This window comes from Gracilibacillus phocaeensis, from assembly GCF_900626275.1.
GTDB classification, from domain to species: domain Bacteria; phylum Bacillota; class Bacilli; order Bacillales; family Amphibacillaceae; genus Gracilibacillus; species Gracilibacillus timonensis.
Map to the genome: position 1 here is coordinate 398988 of NZ_LR131144.1, position 21344 is coordinate 420331.

At 40.1% G+C, this 21344-nt stretch carries 18 protein-coding genes; 14 read left to right on the forward strand and 4 right to left on the reverse strand.

Annotation, left to right across the window (positions count from 1 at the left end):
* The first annotated feature begins 18 nt into the window (after window positions 1–18).
* The 8 genes from E0E32_RS09630 (at window position 19) to E0E32_RS09665 (ending at window position 7598) form a co-directional block, all read left to right on the forward strand.
* Complete coding sequence (locus tag E0E32_RS09630) at window positions 19–726, forward strand: YesL family protein (RefSeq protein ID WP_066192157.1); 708 nt, start codon at window positions 19–21, stop codon at window positions 724–726.
* 64 nt (window positions 727–790) lie between these two features.
* Window positions 791–901: a type II toxin-antitoxin system prevent-host-death family antitoxin gene (locus tag E0E32_RS22825; protein WP_078060095.1), complete on the forward strand. Its 111-nt coding sequence runs from the start codon at window positions 791–793 to the stop codon at window positions 899–901.
* 479 nt (window positions 902–1380) lie between these two features.
* Window positions 1381–2502, forward strand: a complete 1122-nt coding sequence (locus tag E0E32_RS09640; RefSeq protein ID WP_066192159.1) for a GntR family transcriptional regulator — start codon at window positions 1381–1383, stop codon at window positions 2500–2502.
* Between the two features lie 247 nt (window positions 2503–2749).
* A complete protein-coding gene (locus tag E0E32_RS09645) occupies window positions 2750–3778 on the forward strand; it encodes a substrate-binding domain-containing protein (protein ID WP_066192161.1) in 1029 nt (342 codons plus the stop codon).
* An 86-nt stretch (window positions 3779–3864) separates the two neighbouring features.
* A complete protein-coding gene (locus E0E32_RS09650) occupies window positions 3865–5133 on the forward strand; it encodes an extracellular solute-binding protein (RefSeq protein WP_066192163.1) in 1269 nt (422 codons plus the stop codon).
* A 57-nt stretch (window positions 5134–5190) separates the two neighbouring features.
* Window positions 5191–6111: a carbohydrate ABC transporter permease gene (locus E0E32_RS09655; protein WP_235817528.1), complete on the forward strand. Its 921-nt coding sequence runs from the start codon at window positions 5191–5193 to the stop codon at window positions 6109–6111.
* A gap of 17 nt (window positions 6112–6128) precedes the next feature.
* A complete protein-coding gene (locus tag E0E32_RS09660) occupies window positions 6129–6962 on the forward strand; it encodes a carbohydrate ABC transporter permease (protein WP_078060097.1) in 834 nt (277 codons plus the stop codon).
* Between the two features lie 27 nt (window positions 6963–6989).
* Window positions 6990–7598: a DUF624 domain-containing protein gene (locus tag E0E32_RS09665; protein WP_161485706.1), complete on the forward strand. Its 609-nt coding sequence runs from the start codon at window positions 6990–6992 to the stop codon at window positions 7596–7598.
* 995 nt (window positions 7599–8593) lie between these two features.
* Here E0E32_RS09665 and E0E32_RS09670 read toward each other — a convergent pair.
* The 3 genes from E0E32_RS09670 to E0E32_RS09680 all read right to left on the reverse strand — a co-directional run bounded on the left by E0E32_RS09670 (window position 8594) and on the right by E0E32_RS09680 (window position 11227).
* Window positions 8594–9550 carry a ribose-phosphate diphosphokinase gene (locus E0E32_RS09670; protein ID WP_066192167.1) on the reverse strand — a complete coding sequence of 319 codons (957 nt, stop codon included), beginning with the start codon at window positions 9548–9550 and terminating at the stop codon, window positions 8594–8596.
* Between the two features lie 85 nt (window positions 9551–9635).
* Window positions 9636–10763, reverse strand: coding sequence for a glycerate kinase (locus E0E32_RS09675; RefSeq protein ID WP_066192168.1), 1128 nt, complete (start codon window positions 10761–10763; stop codon window positions 9636–9638).
* Between the two features lie 185 nt (window positions 10764–10948).
* On the reverse strand, window positions 10949–11227 hold the full coding sequence (locus E0E32_RS09680; protein ID WP_066192169.1) for a spore morphogenesis/germination protein YwcE: 279 nt from the start codon (window positions 11225–11227) through the stop codon (window positions 10949–10951).
* Window positions 11228–11658: 431 nt separating this feature from the next.
* Between E0E32_RS09680 and E0E32_RS22185 the strand changes: the two genes are divergently transcribed.
* Window positions 11659–11802, forward strand: a complete 144-nt coding sequence (locus E0E32_RS22185) for a hypothetical protein (protein WP_165445007.1) — start codon at window positions 11659–11661, stop codon at window positions 11800–11802.
* 108 nt (window positions 11803–11910) lie between these two features.
* Here E0E32_RS22185 and ppc read toward each other — a convergent pair whose 3' ends face one another.
* Complete coding sequence (gene ppc / locus E0E32_RS09685) at window positions 11911–14661, reverse strand: phosphoenolpyruvate carboxylase (protein ID WP_066192171.1); 2751 nt, start codon at window positions 14659–14661, stop codon at window positions 11911–11913.
* 475 nt (window positions 14662–15136) lie between these two features.
* Between ppc and E0E32_RS09690 the strand changes: the two genes are divergently transcribed.
* The 5 genes from E0E32_RS09690 (at window position 15137) to dhaK (ending at window position 21341) form a co-directional block, all read left to right on the forward strand.
* Complete coding sequence (locus E0E32_RS09690; RefSeq protein WP_066192173.1) at window positions 15137–15673, forward strand: glycerol-3-phosphate responsive antiterminator; 537 nt, start codon at window positions 15137–15139, stop codon at window positions 15671–15673.
* Window positions 15674–15876: 203 nt separating this feature from the next.
* Window positions 15877–16683, forward strand: a complete 807-nt coding sequence (locus E0E32_RS09695) for an MIP/aquaporin family protein (protein ID WP_066192175.1) — start codon at window positions 15877–15879, stop codon at window positions 16681–16683.
* 61 nt (window positions 16684–16744) lie between these two features.
* A complete protein-coding gene (gene glpK, locus E0E32_RS09700) occupies window positions 16745–18235 on the forward strand; it encodes a glycerol kinase GlpK (protein WP_130859677.1) in 1491 nt (496 codons plus the stop codon).
* Window positions 18236–18299: 64 nt separating this feature from the next.
* Window positions 18300–19949: a glycerol-3-phosphate dehydrogenase/oxidase gene (locus tag E0E32_RS09705; RefSeq protein WP_130860178.1), complete on the forward strand. Its 1650-nt coding sequence runs from the start codon at window positions 18300–18302 to the stop codon at window positions 19947–19949.
* Window positions 19950–20351: 402 nt separating this feature from the next.
* Entirely contained in the window at window positions 20352–21341 is a 990-nt protein-coding gene (dhaK, locus tag E0E32_RS09710; RefSeq protein ID WP_130859678.1) for a dihydroxyacetone kinase subunit DhaK, read from the forward strand.
* The last annotated feature ends 3 nt before the right edge of the window (window positions 21342–21344 follow it).

Here is a 21344-nt window from a genome sequence, read left to right on the forward strand (position 1 = left end):
AACTAAAGGAGTGCTTGTATGGAACTGGATGGTCTAACAGGAAAGGTGCATAAGGTAACCGAGTGGTTAATGGCAATCGTAGTCACCAATTTATTGTGGTTCCTGTTTAATCTGCCAATCGCTTATCTAGGTTTTATGCTGCTAATCGTTGATAATATGCAAGAGATCATTGCCTTGGTGGTATATATTGGGGTATTAACGCCGATTATGTTTTTTCCAGCTACGACTGCTATGTTTGCTGTCTTGCGTTATAAAATACTGTTTCCAGATGAGGACATCGGAATTTTCAAATTATTTTGGAAACATTGGAAGCAGCATTACATTCAAAGTCTGCTTGGTGGAGCTGTTTTGACGTTTGTATGGCTTATTTTAGTCATTGATGGTTACTTTTTTGTAAACCGAGTGCATGAAAACTTTCTCTATCTTTTTATTGTCATTGGTTTTTTTATGTTGGTGATGACCTTGCATTTCTTTTCTGTGACCGTCCATGTGCATACCCAGCTCTTTCAAGGGATGAAAAACGCCTTGATTATAAGCTTGGTTAATCCATTGCTAACCCTTATTCTTGGTCTAGCTAGTCTGGTTATTGTGTACAGCAGCTTTCATGTCAGCACTTTCTTGATTCCTTTTTTCTTAGGTTCACTGATTGCGTATATCTCCTTTTTCGGCTTTCATCGTTTCTTTACCAAAATAATAGATCAACGCTCCCTATCTGCAAAAGGTTAACTGGTGTATTGCTGGTTAACCTTTTTTCGAGTGGCACTTAAATGTTCCTGTATTAATCCAACTAATGCAAGATAAAACCTTTACCAATTTGATTAAACAAGTTAATGATGATCATACACCAATTGAAATCACAAGTGCAAAAAATGGTGATGACGCTGTTCTGGTCAGTAAATGAAGAGACATCAGTGTATCTTACTATTACAGACGTCTAATGGTTTATAGTGTGGATGAAGAACAGAAGGAAATAATTATTTTGTCCGTATATTCACCATACGAAAGAGGACTATAATAAAGAAATACTGAAAAGAGCAGTTGCTATGATGAAGAAATTGTAGCAACTGCTTTTTTTATATTGGAAGCAACATTTCTACTGACAGTTTCTTTAAGCAACCTATATAAGTTGAACTTATAAATGTAACAAAAACGTGTGACAAGCAAGTCTTTGCTTGCTCATATTATTTCCTGATAATACCTTGTTTGATCCATTCGTGTGCATAGTCAGACGTACGTAGACCGAAATTTGGACCGCTTCTTTCACCTGCTGTTTGTTTTTTCTAGTGGAAAATGTCGAAATTTTTCATTAGGCTTCGATTTTTTTGATATAATAGTATATTAATGCAGTAAAAGTACATCGTGGATCTTGAGGTGATATTAATGGGAGCATTGTATGAACAAGTATATGAATCACTAAAGCAAGATATCCTTTCTTTAAAGTACAACATTGGCGAAAAGATACCATCGGAGCAAGAGATAGCAGACGCCTTTTCCGTCAGTCGAATAACGAGTAAAAGAGCACTGGAAAAGCTGGTTCAGGAAGGATTTGTTAAGCGGCAGCGGGGGAAGGGCACCTTTGTGCTGAAGACAAACGAGTCTGCTGTAAGGAGTGAAAAAGAGAATAACTCCAAGCCAGTGTTTGGTTTAATCGTACCTAATTTTGACACTAGCTTTGGAATAGGGATCATAGAAGGTATTGAAGAAGCTGCTCATGGTGAATGTTTGATTATGCTCAAACGCTCACTAGGAATACCAGAACGAGAAGAGGATGCGATCAAAGAGCTGTTGGAATACGGGGTAGATGGGCTTATCGTTTTTCCAGCTAAATCTCAGTATTACAGCTCTGAAATTTTGAAAATGATTGTGAATAAATTCCCATTCGTTTTAATCGATCGCAGCTTCCATGGAATTGCGGCACCATCTGTCACAACCGATAATTTTCATGCAGCGAAGAAAGGAATTAACTATTTATTTGATTTAGGGCATGAACAGATTGGGATATTGATTCCTGAAGATTATGAAATAACTACGATCAAGGAACGGTTAAATGGGATTGTTAGTGCCTTTGCAGAGAATAAAGTAAGTGTGAATCGGGCTTATTGGTGTGATACAATTAAGCGAATCTCAGCTACAGAGAAAAGAGATATTGCATTAATGAAGCAGTATCTAGAGGAAAACCCAGATTTGACGGCGCTGATGGCTTTGGAATATAAGATCGCAGTATTAGCCAAAATTGCCGTAGAACAGTTAGGGAAAAAGGTGCCAGAGAATATTTCGATTTTATCATTTGATAGTCCAACCGTAACGAGTAGTCAGTGGCGTTTTACCCATTTGAAACAAAATGAAAGTGAGATTGGCAGACGCGCCTTGCAAATGCTACTGTATATGCAGGAACATGGGCTTGGCTCCGACAAAGAACAAGTGAAGGCAACGTTCCAGGAGGGGAATTCTACTCGATCATTGATTGATACCTCTATTTCCGATGTAGATTTGGAAAAATAATATAAGGGCGGGAGGCTTCCCGCTTTTGTTTTATGCTGCAAATTTATTCCCCTTCATTTTGAGAATAATGGATATCATGGAACGTGTTGTTTATGACACCTTACTTAGTCATGAAACCACCAATTAACCAATAAGTAATTATCTTCCTGTAATAAGAAAAAAATAACCATTCCAATTAATGATTATAACATCTATAATAATGTTTGACTATAAAGAATAACAAAACTAACAAAAAAGGATGAAGGATATGGCTTCAAAAATCACTGTGCAAATGATTGCAGATGCAGCCGGTTATTCTAAGTATGTGGTTTCTAAAACTTTAAATAAGCAACCGGGCGTCAAAGAAAGTACTAGAAATAAGATACTATTTGTTGCGGAACAACTAGGATATTTTAATAATAATCAAGAGAAGAGGGCAGTCACAGCTAGAAACGATGGGTTTGTATTAGTGGTTATGCCAGATCAGCGCTATCAAAATGCAAAGTCTAATTACTGGGGCAAGGTATTTGATGGTATTCTCAGTACATTGGAACAATTGAATTATGGATCTGTTGTTATTTCTAGTAAAGACCATTTGGTGGATAAGATAAAGGGGGATTCATTATTTGGAATAATAACGGTTGGATACATACCTACTGATATGCTGTTGAGTTTAAGTAATCTGTATCCAGTGCCGTTTGTGATGGTGGATCATGAGGATGACATCATTCAGGCGGATCGCATTTTTGTTGATAATTTTCAAGGGATGTATAAATTGACTAAACATGTGCAGATGTTGGGCCATAAGCAAATCTGTTTTATAGGGGATAATGGTTTCGCGCCGAGCTTCTATGACAGATGGTTAGGTTTTAAAGAAGCGTTGGAGGAGCAAGGGATCTTCCATTCTAATCAACGGAATCTTTTAGAGTTGGATTACAATAGTAATGGAATTGAGCAAGAGTTCTTACATCACATCAACCGTTGGGAAGAAGAAAGAAATATACCGACAGCCCTCATGTGCGCAAATGATGAAATGGCTACTAAAATATCGAAGGTTGTAATAGATAAGGGTCTAAGTATTCCTAGTGATATCTCAGTAACAGGATTCGATAACATTGACTATAAGATGAAAAATATACCACCGCTTACCACTGTTCAAGTGCTGAAAGAAGCAATCGGTCAACGAGCAGTTAGTGAATTAATGTGGCGTTTAGAAAATCGTTTTTTTCCAAATGAACGTGTTCAGATCGCTTGTGAGCTTCTTATCAGAAAATCGACAGCAAAACCGAAAAAATAAAACGTTTACACTTCATGATTTTTGTGATAACATCTTTCTTGTAATAACAAATAAAATAACAAAAATAACAAGAAAGGGTGTTAGCATTGAGAAACAAAGTCTTTTTGCTATTAGCTGTATTTGTGCTGCTATTGGCTGTGTTAGTAGCATGTAATAGTAACGAAAGTTCTTCTGAAAGTAATGAAAGCGCTTCAGAATTAACGATGTGGGCATGGCCAGGCTTTGGTTTAGAAGAACTGGCGGCGGAATATGAAGAAGAAACAGGTATAACGATTACGATTCAAGAAGCAGAATATGGAGATGTTCATCAAAATTTAATAACAGCCCTTGCTTCTGGCTCTGGTGCCCCTGATATTTCAGCCGTGGATCAGGGATACCTTGACCAAATGAAGCAAAATCAGGATCAATTTAATAATTTATTTGATTTTGGAGGAGAAGAATTAGAAGGTGTTTATTTAGATGCAAAGTGGGCACAAGCAACTAACGTAGAAGAGGATTTTCTGTTAGGCGTGCCAACAGATGTTGGTCCGATGGTAATGGCTTATCGAGAAGATATATTTGAAGAAGCGGGTTTACCAACTGATCCAGATGAGGTGGCAGCGGCGATTGATTCTTGGGATGCATATGTAGAGGCAGGCAGACAAGTACGAGAAAATACCGACGCTTATATGATTAACCGAACAACGGATTTATATTTAGCTATTTTAGATCAAGCAGAGACGCAGTATTTTACAACAGATGAGGAGTTTATTGGGGATGAAAGCGAGCAGAGCTTGAAAGCCTGGGAGATTGCTTCAGATGCTACTGATATTTCGATGAATATAGAAAGAAGTACTCCTGAGTGGGGAACAGCGCTAGGTAATGGGGAAATTGCCACTGTATTGCTGCCACCATGGATGCTGCAAAATGTAAAAAATGCGGCACCGGATACTGCTGGACAATGGAATATTACCTTTATGCCAGAGGGATCAGGCAACTTCGGTGGTTCATTCTTAACCGTTCCAAAGCAAAGTGAGCACCCACAAGATGCTTATGATTTTGCTAAATGGATCATGGCACCGGAGCAACAATTAAGAATATTTGAGAATGGTGGTCCGTTCCCTTCTACACCAGGGGTATATGATGAGCCAGCTATTCAAAACCTGGAAGATGATTTTGTAAACAGTGATCAATTAGGTGTGTTATATGCGGAAGCGGCTGAAGAAATAGTAGCAGGGTACAAGGGTGTAATGCATGACCCAATTAGTGAGTTATTTCAAGATGCACTGATATCCATTGAAGATGGAAGTGTTTCCGAAGAAGAAGCTTGGAACCAGGCGCTCGAGGAAGCAGAACGCCAGCTAGGTCGTCAATAATTTTTTACTTAGGATAGGGGAGTTACTAGCTTCTCTATCCCTAAATGGAAGGAGGCAATGGTAATGCAAACAGAACAAAGCTTATCGAAACCGATCAAAAAGTATCATCAAAAAATGAGTGAATTAAAATCTGGATATTTGTTTATATCGCCATTTTTTGTTTTGTTTGGTATCTTTGGTGTTTTTCCACTTGTGTTTACGTTATATATATCTTTTCATAAGTGGGATATTTTAGGGACAACGGAGTTTATTGGTCTAACAAACTATATTGGTTTAATTGTAAACGACCCGTTATTTTGGAAATCGGTAGGTAATACCTTTAGTATTTGGGCATTATCCACCATTCCTCAATTAATCATGGCACTGTTCATTGCTTTTTTCTTAAATCAAACATTTTTGAAGTATAAGTCCTTTTTTCGGTTAGCGATCTTTATGCCTAACGTCACTTCTGTCGTAGCAGTAGCCTTGGTTTTCTCCGTGATTTTTGGATCGCAATATGGTTTAGTCAATTATTTATTATCCGTTTTAGGGCTTGATGCGATTAATTGGAGTGGATCATATTTTGGTACACATATTGCGATTGCAGTGATGGTGATGTGGCGCTGGATAGGTTATAATGCCATTATTTATTTAGCGGGGCTTCAAGGAATTCCTAAGGATTTATATGAAGCTGCCACTATTGATGGGGCGAGTAAACTACAACAATTACTACATATAACGGTACCGCTTTTACGCCCAATTATCATCTTTACGGTCGTACAGTCGACCATCGGTGGTATGCAGTTATTTGCAGAACCGTTATTGTTTGGAGAAGGTTCGCAATCTCAGGGGCTAACGATGACTCTCTATTTATATCAAGAAGCATTTAACCGTTTTTCATTTGGTTATGCTGCTGCTATTGCTTGGATGTTATTTTTTATCATCATTATCTTTTCTTTAGTCAATCTTTATCTAACAAGAAAAATTAGTACAACGTAAGAAGGAGGGGAAACCAAGTGAGTCAAGTGGGCGAAAAGAAACTATCACAAATAGTAATGTACACATTTATGTTTGTTTGTTCGATATTGTCAATTTTTCCTTTTTATTGGATGTTTGTCGTCGGTTCCAATACTACTTCTGCCATCAATCATTTTCCGCCAGCTATTATCCCAGGATCAAATTTTTTTGATAATACGCTAGCAGTATTTGATAAGATTCCTTTTTTACAGGTGCTTTGGAATTCGGTGTTTATTTCGGTAGTGGTCACGGTTTCTGTGTTGTTTTTCTGTTCCTTAGCTGGTTTTGCCTTCTCAAAACTGAACTTCAAAGGCAGAGATGGTTTTTTTATTTTCGTGATTGCTACGATGATGATCCCACCACAGTTAAGTTTAATCCCGAATTTTATGATCATGACCAATTTGGGATGGGTAGATGACTTAAAAGCCGTTATTGTTCCAGCTGCCGTGAATGCGTTTGGGGTATTTTGGATGAGGCAATATATATCATCAGCCGTACCTTATGAATTAATCGAAGCAGGCAGGATAGATGGGTGCAGCAATTTTCGGATTTTTCTCAATATCGTCTTACCTGCTGTACGACCAGGATTGGCAACACTAGGTATCTTTACATTTATGGCTACTTGGAACGATTTTCTTTGGCCTTTGGTCGTGTTAAAAGATAGTAGTGTACAAACCTTACAAATCGCATTAAGAACTTTGAATGATGTATATAATACCGATTACTCTCTTATCTTGACCGGGACATTTTTAGCTACCTTGCCTATTTTATTAGTATTTCTTATCTTTAGCAGGCAATTTATTTCTGGATTAACAGAAGGGGCTATCAAATAATCTAATTGATTAGGACGGTATATGATCATGAATAGAACGTTTGTATTTTCAGATTGGCTATGGGAGCTATTACAATTACATCTGTTATGGTTATGGCATATCCTAAAAGGAGCAGTAGTTTTGGGGGTGTTTCCTGCTACAGCGGCACTATATGCGATTGTAAGACACTGGATGTTACATAGACCAACAGAGAAACTCAGTCACCTTTTTAAAACCTATGTTCAAGACAATTATTGGTTAGCCAATAAAATCGGTTACACATTACTTTTTTTGACCGTTATGATGATGCTTAATTTCTTATATGTTCCCCTTTATAGTGAAGTGTTTCGGTTGATAATGTATGCATTGTTGACCTTATTCTCCATTATTTTATTGATTGAGTGGATCTATTTTATTCCGGTGATTATTCATTGGGAGGGGATGGGTCGAAGCTATTTTGTGCTGATATTTCAATTCGGTGTTCAATCATTGAGCGCGTTTCTCTTGCAATTATTATTTGCTGGTATTTTTCTATGGATTGTTTATCTTTTTCCGGCGTTGTTGCTATTGTTTGGTATGATTCCCATAGCATTTCTGCAAATGGCGGTGATCAATCATTTATATGAGCGATTACAGAGTAATTCTAATCATTCATAGAAGGATCATTTAGTAAGAAAAACCGGGCAAAATTCGCCCGGTTCTTTACTGCTACCCAAAGCTAGATATGAACTGCCGATAAGATGGTTTATGTTAAGTAGACCACTTTTGTGGGCAGTTGACTTTGACCGTTTTTTTGTGCTAGGCGAACGCTCCGGGAATATGCTGCGCTTTTACCCGCGGGGCATAAGTCAACAAGCGACTCGAGCAAAGACCACTCTCGCCGTGTTTCCTATACCGTGGGGCCGGCGTCAGCTAACTAAAAAGAAACCCGCTTTTTAGTGGATCTTCAGCACGTCCTGCGATGCACAGGACGTGCAAGTGCAGGCGTTGCAACAAATGGGCTTCGGTGGGGCGAGTAATCGCAGTCCCAGGACGTTGCGATTTTAGCCTGTAAACCATTTTCCAGTCTCCGCATATTCCCTCCGCTAGATAGACGTACAACAATGGTTGTTACTGCAAAAAGGAAGGCTTCTAAGTATATAGATAGTACGTTAACAAAAAGAAACAAACCGTCCACCGATTTTTCGGCATCGCGATAGATCCATGCTACGAAATAATCCTTCTATCTATAAGAATAATAACGAGCAAATCATTCTCTAAAAAGGTGTTGTGGCTAGCTTATTTTGCAGGATGATAGTGCCTCGATTCCTTCATCTAAGCAGTCCATTCGATTGTAGTAGTACTACTACTCAGCGGAGAAAATAAGTGGAGACTCCTGTGGGAAAGCGCAGTGTGAAGCCCCCGCAGGAAGCGGTTTTGGCTGACGAGGCTGAGCGCAAGCCCACGGAACGCGGAACCTATTTTCGGAGCGCCATCTAGCAGAGACAAACACTCAACTTTACTACACGGAATAGATGGACTTGTTACTTAACATCATCCATCTTATCGGTATCGCGATTCGTTCCAGATCAAAAACATTTCAAGTCCTATTATACCAAGGATTATACTTTGCTTATAAATAAAAGACCGAGCATTGACCCGGTCTTTTTACACTAGATGGTACGATACAAGGAACTGATCGATTGCTGTTCGTAGAGGCGAACAATAGCTTCAGCCAAAACAGGTGCAACCGTCAATTGGGTAATGCGGTCGATCTTCTTATCTTCAGAAAGAGGGATCGTATTCGTTACAATTAATTCCTTTAATACAGAATCCGTTATTCTGCCAATTGCATCATCAGAAAGTACGGGATGCGTCGTACAGGCATAAATTGCTTTTGTCCCGTTATTCTTTAATGCCTGTGCACTTGTGGTAATGCGATAGGCTGTGTCAATAATGTCATCAATGATAATCGCCGTCTTATCTTCTACTTCTCCCACTACATCGATATTAGCGGCATGATCACGAGGGCCACGACGGTCAATAATCGCTATGGGGGCCTTAAGACGGTCTGCCAATTGGCGAGCGCGTGATACACTGCTATGGTCAGGAGCAACGACGACAACATCCTCCAATTGTTTGGTTTCTAAGTAACTGCCGATCAGCGGGATAGCTGTAATCGGATCAACAGGAATATCAAAAAAGCCTTGTGCTTGAGGGGCGTGTAAATCAACGGATATAATTTTCGTTGCCCCAGCTTGCTCGATTAAATCGGCAAGTAGCTTAGCCGTAATAGGTTCCCGTGCACGAGATTTGCGGTCTTGCCTTGCGTATCCAAAATAAGGGATAACCACGTTGATAGAGCGAGCGGAAGCCCTTTTTAAAGCATCCACCATAATCAACAGCTCCATCACATGATCTTCTACTGGTTGATAGGTGGATTGGATAACAAATACATCACAACCTCGGATGCTTTCTTCAATATTGATTTGCATTTCTCCATCACTAAATCTTTTCACCGAAGTTTTCCCCAAATCAATACCAATATGTTGTACGATTTCCTCGGCTAAGGGTATGTTTGAATTTAATGCAAGTACTTTTAATTTAGTGTTTTGATATCTATCACGCAAGCAAAAGACCTCCTATATGTTATTGAAAATGTTTCAAGTAATTTACTTTATTCTTATTATCGCAAAAAGTGGTGAAAGACTCAAGTTATCTTTGCTTAAAAAAGTGTTGAATGAAAGTGAAAATTTGCTTGGTCTGTTCCCTCAATAATTCTCTTGTTTGTGACATGCATTCTTCTAATGAAAGAGGTCGGTTGACAATGGAAAAACAACCATAAAAGTGCTGTCGCAATTTTTCAGATGGAACAATGGCACCAGATAATAGAATTACCGGTTTTTGATATTGATTGGCTAGTTCTGCCACATATCCAGGAGCTTTACCATATAAGGTTTGTTCATCACTTTGCCCTTCACCTGTAATAATAAAGTCTGCTTCCTTGATATGCTGCTCCAAATCGATTGCTTCTGCAATTAATTTAGCACCAGAGGACAAGTGACCATTTAAGGTAAGAAAGGCAAAACCTAATCCCCCAGCTGCGCCAGCACCGGCAGTATCTCTCCAATGACCATGAAGCTGTTCTTCTAACAACGATGCAAAGCGATTTAGGGCCTGATCATACTGTTTGATTTGTTCAGGGGTAGCGCCTTTTTGCGGTCCGTAAATCAAACTAGCTCCGTGCTGACCGCATAATGGATTGTCTACATCACATGCAATCTGAAAATCGGCTTGAAAGACACGTTTATCAATGCCAGATGTATCAAGACGGTCCATTTCCAGCAGGTCCTGCCCATACTTATCTAAAACATTGCCGGCAGTATCAAATGCTTTTAAACCTAACGCCTGCAGCATGCCTAAACCTCCATCATTAGTGGCACTGCCCCCTAGTCCAACGATAAACTGTGTACAACCTTGATCAAGGGCTGCGGAAATCGCCTGCCCAATGCCAAATGAAGTTGTCCAGTCAGGATTTCTTTTGTGTTCAGGGACCTGATAAAGTCCAGCATGCATAGCCGTTTCAATCACAGCGGTCTGCTTATCGATAATTGCATAACTCGTCTCGATTACTTCTCCTAATGGACCAGCTGTCATTAATTTCATACGTCTTGCCTGTTTAGCAGATAAAATAGCCTCAATTGTACCCTCACCGCCGTCCGCCATTGGTTTGGTGATAACGTGAGAGTCGGAAATTTCCTCTATGGCCATTTGTATATTTTCGGCCACTCCTGCGGCAGATAGACTGCCCTTAAATGAATCGGGTGCAACAACGACTTTCATCTTTTATTTCCTCCAGTATGTAATTGATAACTTGATTATAGTAAAGTTATCGTTTTCGAACAAGTGAAGTATGTTTCTACATGATTCGATTAGTCTAAGACTTAACAGATCTTTAGTGATCGATGGATGCGCGCCTGGTCCATAAAAAAACGCACTTAAATAAGTGCGTTTTTTAGCAGGAAGCATTAATTTTCGCCAATAAGGGTTCGACGGATGTTTTTGGATTTTCGAAGTTCCAATAGAATGATGGTGAAGGCGATATGACCATAGATAAGGTTCGCGAAAAACAGCCCCCATAGATACATTTCACCTGATCCGATTCCAACCGTAATATATTTAATAAACGTAAACCAAGCTCCAATTACAAACGGTATTTGCCCTATTGCCGTCTTTTTCCATTTATCAGCCCATAATAAAAAAGGTGTAAAGCTAAATATAAACAAGAAAATCAAAAGAATATCCATTGATTATCACCTCATTAAGTAGTCTTTGTAAGTGTTTACAGTTGTATTATAACACACTCGTTCATTTTTTTGTAACAATTAATTCGAATTTTGGACACAAATTAGATAAAAAATGTTCATAATATTCGATGAAATACAAGAACCAACTACTATATTGGGAAAATCAAAAAATCCCGCCTTTATTCCCTGGTTATCTCATCATACTGCGTAAATGGATCAAGAGCATCTATCAGAAATTATTTCATTCAACTTATAGAGGATGTTCAAAAAGACCAACAAAAATGACGCAGCGAATTTCTGCGTTGGCAATATAGGATCTTCTACTAAGGTCGCCCACGTCCTGTGGGCAACGTAGAAATCAACACATCCTGCGTGAGTCCGTTCCTCACGTATGAAAAGCATACGTTCCGGTACCGGGAGGCTGCACCGCCTTGAACTTTCGACGTACAGGACGTACTAGTGTCGGCGTTGCAACAAATGGGTTCGGTGGGGCGAGTAATCGCAGTCCCAGGACGCCTGAGGTTTTAGCCAACGAGGTCCTTTTTATCGGCATTTTTGAACACGCACTTATATAATCAAAAGAAAATGTTGACTACCGATATGCGAGCAAAGACTTGCTTGTCACGCGTTTTTCTTATAAAAAAAACCTTTTCCCCAGTTAAGGAGGGGAAAAGGATGAAATATCAACCTGTGTTACGAAGTCCAGCGGCAACACCATTGATGGTCAATAATGCCTCCGATAATAATTCTTGATATTTCTCGCTGTCTTCATCGATATCTCGCAATTTAGACACGAGCTGTACTTGCATGAAGTTTAACGGATCAATTAATGGATTACGAGCACGCACCGAATCTTTAATATTCTGGCGGTTATCCAATAGTTCTTCTTGATTTGTTATTTTAAGGACAATATCTTTTGTCACTTGGTACTCTTCTTTGATAGCTCCAAAAATACGCGAACTAATCTCTTTATCTTTCATCATATTGGCATACTCTTGCGCTGTTTGAATATCTGCTTTGGTTAGAGCCATTTGCAGATTGTTGATCGTTGCATGGAAAAAAGGCCAGTGCTTATACATTTCCTGTAGTAACTCTAAGTTGTTGGTTTCGTCAAGGTATTGCTTCAGTCCTGTTCCAGTCGCATACCAAGCAGGAAGTAACTGGCGACTCTGTGTCCATGCAAATACCCATGGAATGGCACGAAGGTCTTCGAAACGATCACTGCCTTTACGTTTCATAGGTCTTGAACCGATGTTTAGGTCTCCTAACTCATGTAGCGGTGTTGCTTGGTTGAAGTACTGGATAAACCCTGGATCTTCAAATACCAATGCTTGATATTTCTTTAAGGCATAGTCAGAAATAAGATTCATCGCCGTTACTTCTTCAGAAGATGGCTGCATGGTCGAATGATCTTCATTCAGCCCCATAATACCAGTGAGTAAAGTAGCTGTTGCCTGTTCTAAGCTTCGATAGGCAATGTCTTCTAATAGATAACGTGATGATAAGACTTCCCCTTGTTCGGTAATTTTCACACCGTCCCCTAGAGTGACAGCAGGCTGTGATAATAAACTAGAATATAATGGACCACCACCACGTCCTAGTGAACCGCCTCGGCCATGGAAGTACTTCAATTTCACATGGTAGCTTGCTGCGATATCATGGATTTCTTGCTGTGCTTGGAATAGCTCCCAGTTAGCAGTAATGTTTCCACCGTCTTTACTGCTGTCAGAATAGCCAAGCATGATTTCCTGTAGATCACCACGAGCTTCTAGATGTTTACGATATAGTGGAATATCAAACAATTTTTTGATCATTTCAGGTCCGTTTTTCAAGTCGTCAATTGTTTCTAACAAAGGAGCGACATGGATTCGGCTGGTAACATGGCCATTTGGATACACGCGATATAGACCGGCTTCTTTCGCTAATACTAGCACCTCTAGTAAATCACTGACATTGTCAGTCATACTGATTAAGTATACCTCAATTGCTCGCAGACCAAAGGTATCTTGCGCCCTTTTAATCATGCGGAATGTATCGATTACCTCCGAGGTGTCCGCAGTAAACTCATCATAAATCGAAATCATTGGACGAGGGTTCTCTAAAACAGAGACTAACGTGTCCACTTTTTCTTCTTCACTCAATGACGGATAGTCGGATGTAATATTTACTTTCTTGAAAATTTCAGAGAGCGCTGATTCATGCTCACCGCTATGATTACGAACATCAAGTGAAGCCAAATGGAAGCCGAATAAATCCACCTGTCGAATCACCTTACGTAATAGTTTGATAGGATTATCAACGGGATGATGGAGTTTCATGCTTTCCTGGATTAATTGTAAATCGGCTAATAGCTCTTCTGAATTGGCGTAACCCTTACGATCATCTTGTTCCGTATATTGAAGTTTTTTCTGCATAAGTGATAATTTCACTCGATAGACTTCATCTTCTTTATACCAGCCGTTGAAGCCTAGTTCGCGACGATCTTTTTCAATCGAATTTAATAATGCTTCACTTACCGTAATTTCAGAACTGGAATGACTAAGTCTGTTTTTTAACGTATCAATGGCCTTTTCATATTTGCTTAAAACCAACTCACGATGTTTTTTTAATGTATCAAAGGTGGTCGTTGCTTTGACATTTGGGTTGCCATCACGGTCGCCGCCAATCCAAGAACCAAAACGCAAAAATGAAGGAATTTTCCAACGTTGCTGATATTTTTCATATAGTAAATCTTCCAAGTCGTCATGTATCTTTGGTAAAACATCAAATAATACACGATCAAAGAAGTATAAACCATTAGAAACTTCTTTCATTACAGAAGGTTTATTCTGTCTAATTTCTTGAGTTTGCCACAAAATGGTTATTTCATTGGCGATTCGTTCTTTTATCATTTTTTTATCGTATCTTGTATAAGAATAGTCCCATTGTGTTAATAGTCGAGCAATCCGTTTATGAAGTTGCAGAATGGTTCTTCTCGTTGCCTCGGTAGGGTGGGCGGTCATAATCAATTCTAACGATAATTTGCCCAGTAATTCAGTAATTTGATCTGGTGAAACATCGTTATCGATTAATGTATTAACTCCTGCCTCTAATGATCCAGGTTGAACTACTGTTTCGTCTTGTGCTTGGTATTCACGACGTCTTCTTGTACGAAAATTTTGCTCTGCTATATTCATTAGGTGCAGATGAATGGAGAAGGCGTGGATAACACTTTGTCGTAAACCAGGCTCTAGTTCACTGATTTTCTGTTTAATGAGCTCCTGATTGTCTGCCCCTTCTTCTTCTCTTGATTCCCGTGAAAGCAGACGAATTTCTTTTACAGTATTTAATAAAGTATCACCACCCACACTGTGCAAGACTTTATCTAAAATTTGTGTTAAGAAATCTACATCTTGCCATAAGGTGATGGTGGATTTCTGTTCTGTCGTTGTCATATTGCTTCACTTCCCTTCGAAATTTTCGGATTTGTTTTTCGATAAGCTATGTTGGAGGGTGAGTTCATTACCTATCACACCTGTCCAAATATGTGGCTGGAATTGATAGAGGATGACCTTGAATGAATGTTACTTTTTGCCTTTTTGGCACTCATACAAAATACGACATGAAATAAGCACACGTTCTATCATAACATGAAATTGCACAAATGAATAATTTTTTCAATTTTCATACTAATCTACTATTCCGAAAATCCTTCTCATGGCAGGGATTACGCACTCTTTTGTTTATTTAGAGAGGGTGTCTCAATCAATGGAACAAGTCCCACTCATTTATGATTTCTTAACCTCAACTATGTCTGTATACAGTCTTGTCTCTAAGATAGCTGTCTTCTTATGAAAGTTATATTTTGCAATAATCAGTAGCGCATGGTAAATATAGGAGGGGGGTTACTAGAGAAAGGGACGTGGAGAGATGGAATTAAGAGGTGTACTACCAGCCGTAAGGAAGATGAAGGACTTTGAGAAGGTGATAAAAAGCGAACATCCGTTGTTAATCGTGTTAGAAACACGGATTGATCAGCTGTCAAAGATTGTACAGCTTGCCAAACAACATGATAAGTTGGTTTTCGTCCATGCTGATATGATTAATGGGTTAAAAGTGGATCAATATGGTATGGAGTACCTGATTCATCATATAAACATCGATGGTATTATTTCAACGAGAGCCAGTGTGATTGCCTTGGCGAAGCAATACCAAATATATGCCATTCAGCGGTTATTTGCTATTGATAGTTCCGCCATCGAAAAAAATCTGGAATTAATTCACAAGGCTAAACCTGATTATATTGAGGTGTTGCCGGGGATTATTCCCTCTATCGTTAGTGATATCGCCAACCAAATAGATGTCCCTGTTATTGCAGGAGGATTAATTAAAACCAACGAAGAAGTTCAAGCGGCACTGAGTCATGGAGCGGTTGCTATTACGACCTCCAAAGCAGCTTTATGGTGATTGTTGGTTGACAGCGTTTTTATCATATAGTATCTTGTACAATAACAAGTTAATTGATGTGTCGGAGACAAGGAGTCCACACAAACTATATCGTGCTTTCCTAGGAATTAGTGCGATGTAGTTTGTGTGGGCTTTTTTGTTCAGGCGCAAGGGGTGCATCCGTCTCTTGTTAAATTTGTATATTGGTATAAGGGGTGGACAATATGTCTGAATTTTTAGCTGAATTAATTGGAACGATGATTCTGATTATTTTTGGTGGGGGTGTGATAGGAGGAGTCGTCTTAAAAAAATCGAAAGCAGAAGGAGCTGGCTGGGTATTGATTACCTTAGGCTGGGGATTGGCTGTAACAATGGGAATTTATGCAGTTGGCAATGTATCAGGGGCACATATTAATCCAGCGGTGACGCTAGGATTTGCTTCTATTGGTGAATTCCCATGGTCAAAAGTGCCTATGTATATTGCTGCTCAGCTGATCGGTGCGATTATCGGAGCGGTGATTGTCTTTTTTCAATATTTACCTCATTGGAAGGAAACCGAAGATAAAGCAGCCAAATTGTCGGTATTTGCCACAGATCCGGCGATTAAAAGCCTGCCATCCAATCTAGTCAGTGAAATAATTGGAACCTTTGTATTGGTTATGGGATTATTATTTATAGGGGCCAATGAATTTACAGAAGGTTTAAACCCTGCGATTGCTGGTTTATTAATTGTGGCGATTGGGATGTCGCTAGGGGGAACAACTGGTTATGCGATTAATCCAGCTAGAGATTTAGGACCAAGGATTGCCCATGCTCTATTACCGATCAGTGGAAAAGGCGATTCCAATTGGAGTTACGCTGCGATTCCCGTAATTGGTCCAAGCATTGGGGGCATTTATGGCGCGATGTTTTATCATGCGATGTTTACTGGAAATAGGACACTATGGTTTTGGATAATGTCTATTGTGGTAGCCATAATACTAGGGGTAGCTTTATTTATGGAATTAAAGAAAGAGAATCATTCGAACTAGGTTTCATCATCCACCAATCAATAGGTGGTTTTAAAATAAACAGGGATAGGGAGGCTTCAACATGGAGACGTATATTTTATCAATTGATCAAGGGACAACAAGTTCAAGGGCAATCATTTTTAACAAAAAAGGTGAAATTGTCGAAACAAGTCAGCGCGAGTTCGAACAATTTTTTCAAAAGTCGGGCTGGGTAGAACACGATGCCAATGAAATCTGGACATCGGTACTGGCTTGTATTACTGATGTACTGCGGAAGGCAGATATAGAGGCAAACCAAATCGAGGCGATCGGTATTACTAATCAGCGTGAAACGGCCGTGGTTTGGGATAAAGAGACAGGTAAGCCGATATATAAAGCGATTGTTTGGCAATCACGTCAGACAGAAGATATTTGTCGTGAATTACGAGAAGCTGGCTATCAAGATACTTTCCGCAGCAAAACGGGCTTATTGGTTGATGCCTATTTTTCTGGTACGAAGGTTAAATGGATCTTGGACAATGTAGAAGGGGCAAGAGAGAAGGCAGATCAGGGTAAATTATTGTTTGGTACGATTGATACATGGCTGATTTATAAGTTTACCAATGGAGAGGCACACGTAACCGACTATTCTAATGCCTCTAGAACGCTGATGTATAATATTTATGAATTAAAATGGGATGACGAATTACTGGATATTCTTGGTGTGCCGAAGAGCATGCTGCCAGAAGTGAAGGCCTCTTCCGAAGTATATGGAGAAACGAAGGGTTATCATTTCTTTGGTTATAATGTGCCAATTGCGGGTGCAGCAGGTGACCAGCAAGCTGCCTTGTTCGGTCAGGCATGTTTTGAGAAAGGAATGGTAAAAAATACTTACGGCACAGGTTGTTTTATGCTGATGCATACGGGAGAGGAGCCAGTACGGTCTGATCATGGCCTGTTGACGACGCTTGCTTGTGGCGTGGATGGTAAAGTGGAATATGCCCTGGAAGGCAGTATTTTTGTGGCTGGTTCTGCGATTCAATGGCTGCGCGACGGACTACGTATGTTTAAAGATGCCAAAGACTCTGAAAAATATGCTGCTAGAGTAGAATCCGCGGAAGGCGTATACTTAGTACCAGCATTTGTTGGTTTGGGAACCCCACACTGGGATAGCGATGCCAGAGGAGCGGTATTTGGCCTTACTCGTGGTACAACCAAAGAACATTTTATCCGTGCGACATTAGAATCCATCGCCTTTCAGACCAATGATGTATTAGGAGCTATGATTGAGGATTCGGGCATGGAGGTAAAATCGCTACGAGTAGATGGCGGTGCGGTTGCCAATGACTTTCTCATGCAGTTTCAAAGCGATCTGTTAGCTGTTCCGGTACAGCGTCCAGAAGTAATTGAAACAACGGCCTTAGGGGCAGCCTATCTAGCTGGTTTAGCGGTAGGTTATTGGGATAGTAGAGATAAAATAAGTGAGCAATGGCAGATTGATAAAGAGTTTACCAATGAAATGAACGAAGAACAACGTCAGGCCTTAAATGATGGCTGGCAGAAAGCGGTGGAAGCTACCAGAGTATTTAAATAAAGCGAGACTTATCAGAGTGTTTAGAGCTGTGATGAATCAGAAGAAAATAAAGGGGCGAATCATGATGAATTTTTCTAGCAAAAATCGGGAATATTTATACCAGGAAATGAAACAACAGCCATTAGATCTGATCGTAATCGGCGGTGGAATTACCGGAGCAGGCATCGCTTTGGACGCCGTGCTTCGAGGTTTGAAAGTGGCGGTTGTAGAAATGCAAGACTTCGCCGCAGGTACCTCCAGCAGGTCTACCAAGCTGGTACACGGTGGCTTACGTTACCTCAAACAGTTTGAGGTAAAGATGGTAGCAGAAGTAGGGAAGGAAAGAGCGATTGTTTATGAGAATGGCCCACATGTGACGATACCAGAATGGATGATGCTGCCATTTTATCAAGGTGGAACGTTTGGACCGCTATCAACTAATGTTGGGTTGAGGGTTTATGACTTTTTGGCAGGTGTGAAGAAGGATGAGCGTCGTCAAATGCTTTCGAGAGAGGAAGCATTAATCCGTGAGCCATTATTAAAAAAAGAGGCATTAAAAGGGGCAGGATATTATGTCGAGTATCGTACCGATGACGCCAGATTGACCTTGGAGGTAATGAAGAAGGCTGTGGAAAAAGGGGCATTGGCTCTTAACTACGCGAAGGTTACCCAGCTGAACTATCAGGAAGGTCAGGTAACAGGGGTAGAAGTAGAAGATCAATTGACAAAAGAGATACACGAACTCTCAGCAAAATATATCGTTAATGCAGCAGGACCTTGGGTAGATACAATTAGAGAAAAGGATCAATCCAAACAAGGGAAAACGCTGCATTTAACGAAAGGTATTCACCTTGTTTTTGATCAAACACGCTTCCCGTTGCAACAAGCGATCTATTTTGATGCGCCGGATGGACGTATGATATTTGCCATTCCTAGGGAAGGGAAGGCTTATGTCGGAACAACGGATACTACGTATGAAGGAGATATTGCCCATCCGACAATGACCGAAGCGGATCGAGATTATGTATTGAAGGCAATTGATTATATGTTCCCTAGCCTGGAGATAAATGCTGAAGATGTAGAATCCAGCTGGGCAGGACTGCGGCCTTTAATTCATGAAGAAGGCAAGGATCCATCAGAGATATCACGAAAAGATGAGATTTTTGAATCGGAGTCTGGACTTATTTCCATCGCTGGTGGAAAATTAACAGGCTATCGAAAAATGGCCGAAGATACGATTAATGTAGTTCGGGATAAAATGATTCAGGCAGAACGCAAGGTGTTCTATCCAACTGATACAAAGTATGTACCAATTTCTGGTGGTGATGTGGATGGTTCAAAAGGATTTATTGCCTATAAGACGGAGCAGATTCAAAACGGTTTAGAGCTAGGCTTGTTAACGGAAGAAGCTGGAGAAATAGTGCAACGTTATGGCTCCAATGTTCCTCTCGTTTATGATTATTACAGTAAGGCATTGGAGAATCAGGCGAAAGATCCCATCGTCAAAGCTATGCTGCATTATGGTATCGAGCATGAAGCCGTTTGTACACCGACTGATTTTTTCGTGCGTCGTACCGGTGCGCTGTTCTTTCATATCAATTGGGTTCAGCAGCATAAAGAGGCTGTTATAGAAGAAATGAAACAGGTGTTAAATTGGACACAGGCGCAAACGGAAGCGCACCGCCAAGAATTAGAACAACTTTTATATGAAGCTATTCATCCTACAAAGTCGTGAGAACCATCCCACGGCTTTCTAAGGGTGTAAATACGAGATGATGAATATGACGATATTTCTTAGGTTTTTATGGACTGAGGAGTGGGATTTGTCTTCTCCAGACCGCGAGATTGATTCTTATGGATCCAGGAACGGGATTTGTTTTCTCCAGTCCGTAAGATTCGATCTTATGGACCCAGGAACGCGATTTACGCTCCTCAGTCCGTAAGATCACCAATAACAAGAGCAATCTACAAACAAACTATATAAGTTGAATGAAATCATTTCTCATCATTAAATATGGCGATCCAAGACTTGCTTGTCACACGTTTTGGTTACATTTATAAGTTCAACTTATATAGAAGATGATTTACTATGATAAATGGCTAGATATGCTAAAATAGTAAAGAAGAGGTGATAAGCATGAAAAAGGTGGTTAACAATCCAGAACAAGTCGTGGAAGAAATGGTGGATGGTTTGGTGAAAGCGCAACACCAGAATCTAAGAAGAATTTCTGGTACGACAGTGATCGTGAATCAAGACGCTCCAATTACAGACAAGGTAGGATTAGTCAGTGGAGGCGGTAGCGGGCATGAACCGGCCCATGCAGGCTATGTTGGAAAAGGGATGCTTGACGCAGCTGTGGTTGGAGAGGTATTTACATCACCAACTCCCGATCAAGTGTTAGAGGGGATAAAAGCGGTAGATAGCGGAGCTGGTGTATTATTAATCATCAAGAATTATACCGGTGATGTGATGAATTTTGAAATGGCAGCAGAGCTTGCCGAGGCAGAAGGAATACAAGTAGAAAAGGTGATTGTGAATGATGACGTAGCTGTAGAAGATAGCACGTCAACAACTGGACGTCGTGGAGTTGCTGGTACTGTTTTTGTCCATAAAGTAGCTGGGGCAATTGCCGATTCTGGTGCTAGTCTAGCAGACGTAAAGGCAGCAGCCGAGAAGGTCGTTGACCATGTTCGTTCGATGGGAGTGGCGTTAACACCCTGTACCGTACCAGCTTCTGGTAATCCTAGTTTCACTTTAGCAGATGATGAGATGGAAATAGGCATTGGCATTCATGGAGAACCAGGCATTGAGCGTGTCGAATTGCAGCCGGCCGACAAGATTGCAGAGACATTATTGGAAAAAATATTGGCAGATAAAGATTATATTGGTCAAGAAGTAGCTATAATGGTTAATGGAATGGGAGCAACTCCTGAAATGGAATTGTTTATTGTCTATCGTCAGGTGGAAAAGATATTAGAAGATAAGGGTATTAGAATCCATGCTGCTTGGGTAGGGGAATACATGACATCCTTAGAAATGGCAGGCTTCTCCATTACATTATTGCAGGTAGATGAGGAGTTAAAGAACGCATTGGCTGCTCCCACAGCGGCAAAAGCATTTGATTAAATC

What these genes read in the sequence shown, in the direction of transcription:
- E0E32_RS09630 (WP_066192157.1), top strand. Translation starts at nt 19, where the DNA reads ATGGAACTGGATGGTCTAACAGGAAAGGTGCATAAGGTAACCGAGTGG.
- E0E32_RS22825 (WP_078060095.1), top strand. Translation starts at nt 791, where the DNA reads ATGCAAGATAAAACCTTTACCAATTTGATTAAACAAGTTAATGATGAT.
- E0E32_RS09640 (WP_066192159.1), top strand. Translation starts at nt 1,381, where the DNA reads ATGGGAGCATTGTATGAACAAGTATATGAATCACTAAAGCAAGATATC.
- E0E32_RS09645 (WP_066192161.1), top strand. Translation starts at nt 2,750, where the DNA reads ATGGCTTCAAAAATCACTGTGCAAATGATTGCAGATGCAGCCGGTTAT.
- E0E32_RS09655 (WP_235817528.1), top strand. Translation starts at nt 5,191, where the DNA reads ATGGTAATGCAAACAGAACAAAGCTTATCGAAACCGATCAAAAAGTAT.
- E0E32_RS09665 (WP_161485706.1), top strand. Translation starts at nt 6,990, where the DNA reads ATGAATAGAACGTTTGTATTTTCAGATTGGCTATGGGAGCTATTACAA.
- E0E32_RS09675 (WP_066192168.1), bottom strand. Translation starts at nt 10,763, where the DNA reads ATGAAAGTCGTTGTTGCACCCGATTCATTTAAGGGCAGTCTATCTGCC.
- E0E32_RS09680 (WP_066192169.1), bottom strand. Translation starts at nt 11,227, where the DNA reads ATGGATATTCTTTTGATTTTCTTGTTTATATTTAGCTTTACACCTTTT.
- ppc (WP_066192171.1), bottom strand. Translation starts at nt 14,661, where the DNA reads ATGACAACGACAGAACAGAAATCCACCATCACCTTATGGCAAGATGTA.
- E0E32_RS09690 (WP_066192173.1), top strand. Translation starts at nt 15,137, where the DNA reads ATGGAATTAAGAGGTGTACTACCAGCCGTAAGGAAGATGAAGGACTTT.
- E0E32_RS09695 (WP_066192175.1), top strand. Translation starts at nt 15,877, where the DNA reads ATGTCTGAATTTTTAGCTGAATTAATTGGAACGATGATTCTGATTATT.
- glpK (WP_130859677.1), top strand. Translation starts at nt 16,745, where the DNA reads ATGGAGACGTATATTTTATCAATTGATCAAGGGACAACAAGTTCAAGG.
- E0E32_RS09705 (WP_130860178.1), top strand. Translation starts at nt 18,300, where the DNA reads ATGAATTTTTCTAGCAAAAATCGGGAATATTTATACCAGGAAATGAAA.
- dhaK (WP_130859678.1), top strand. Translation starts at nt 20,352, where the DNA reads ATGAAAAAGGTGGTTAACAATCCAGAACAAGTCGTGGAAGAAATGGTG.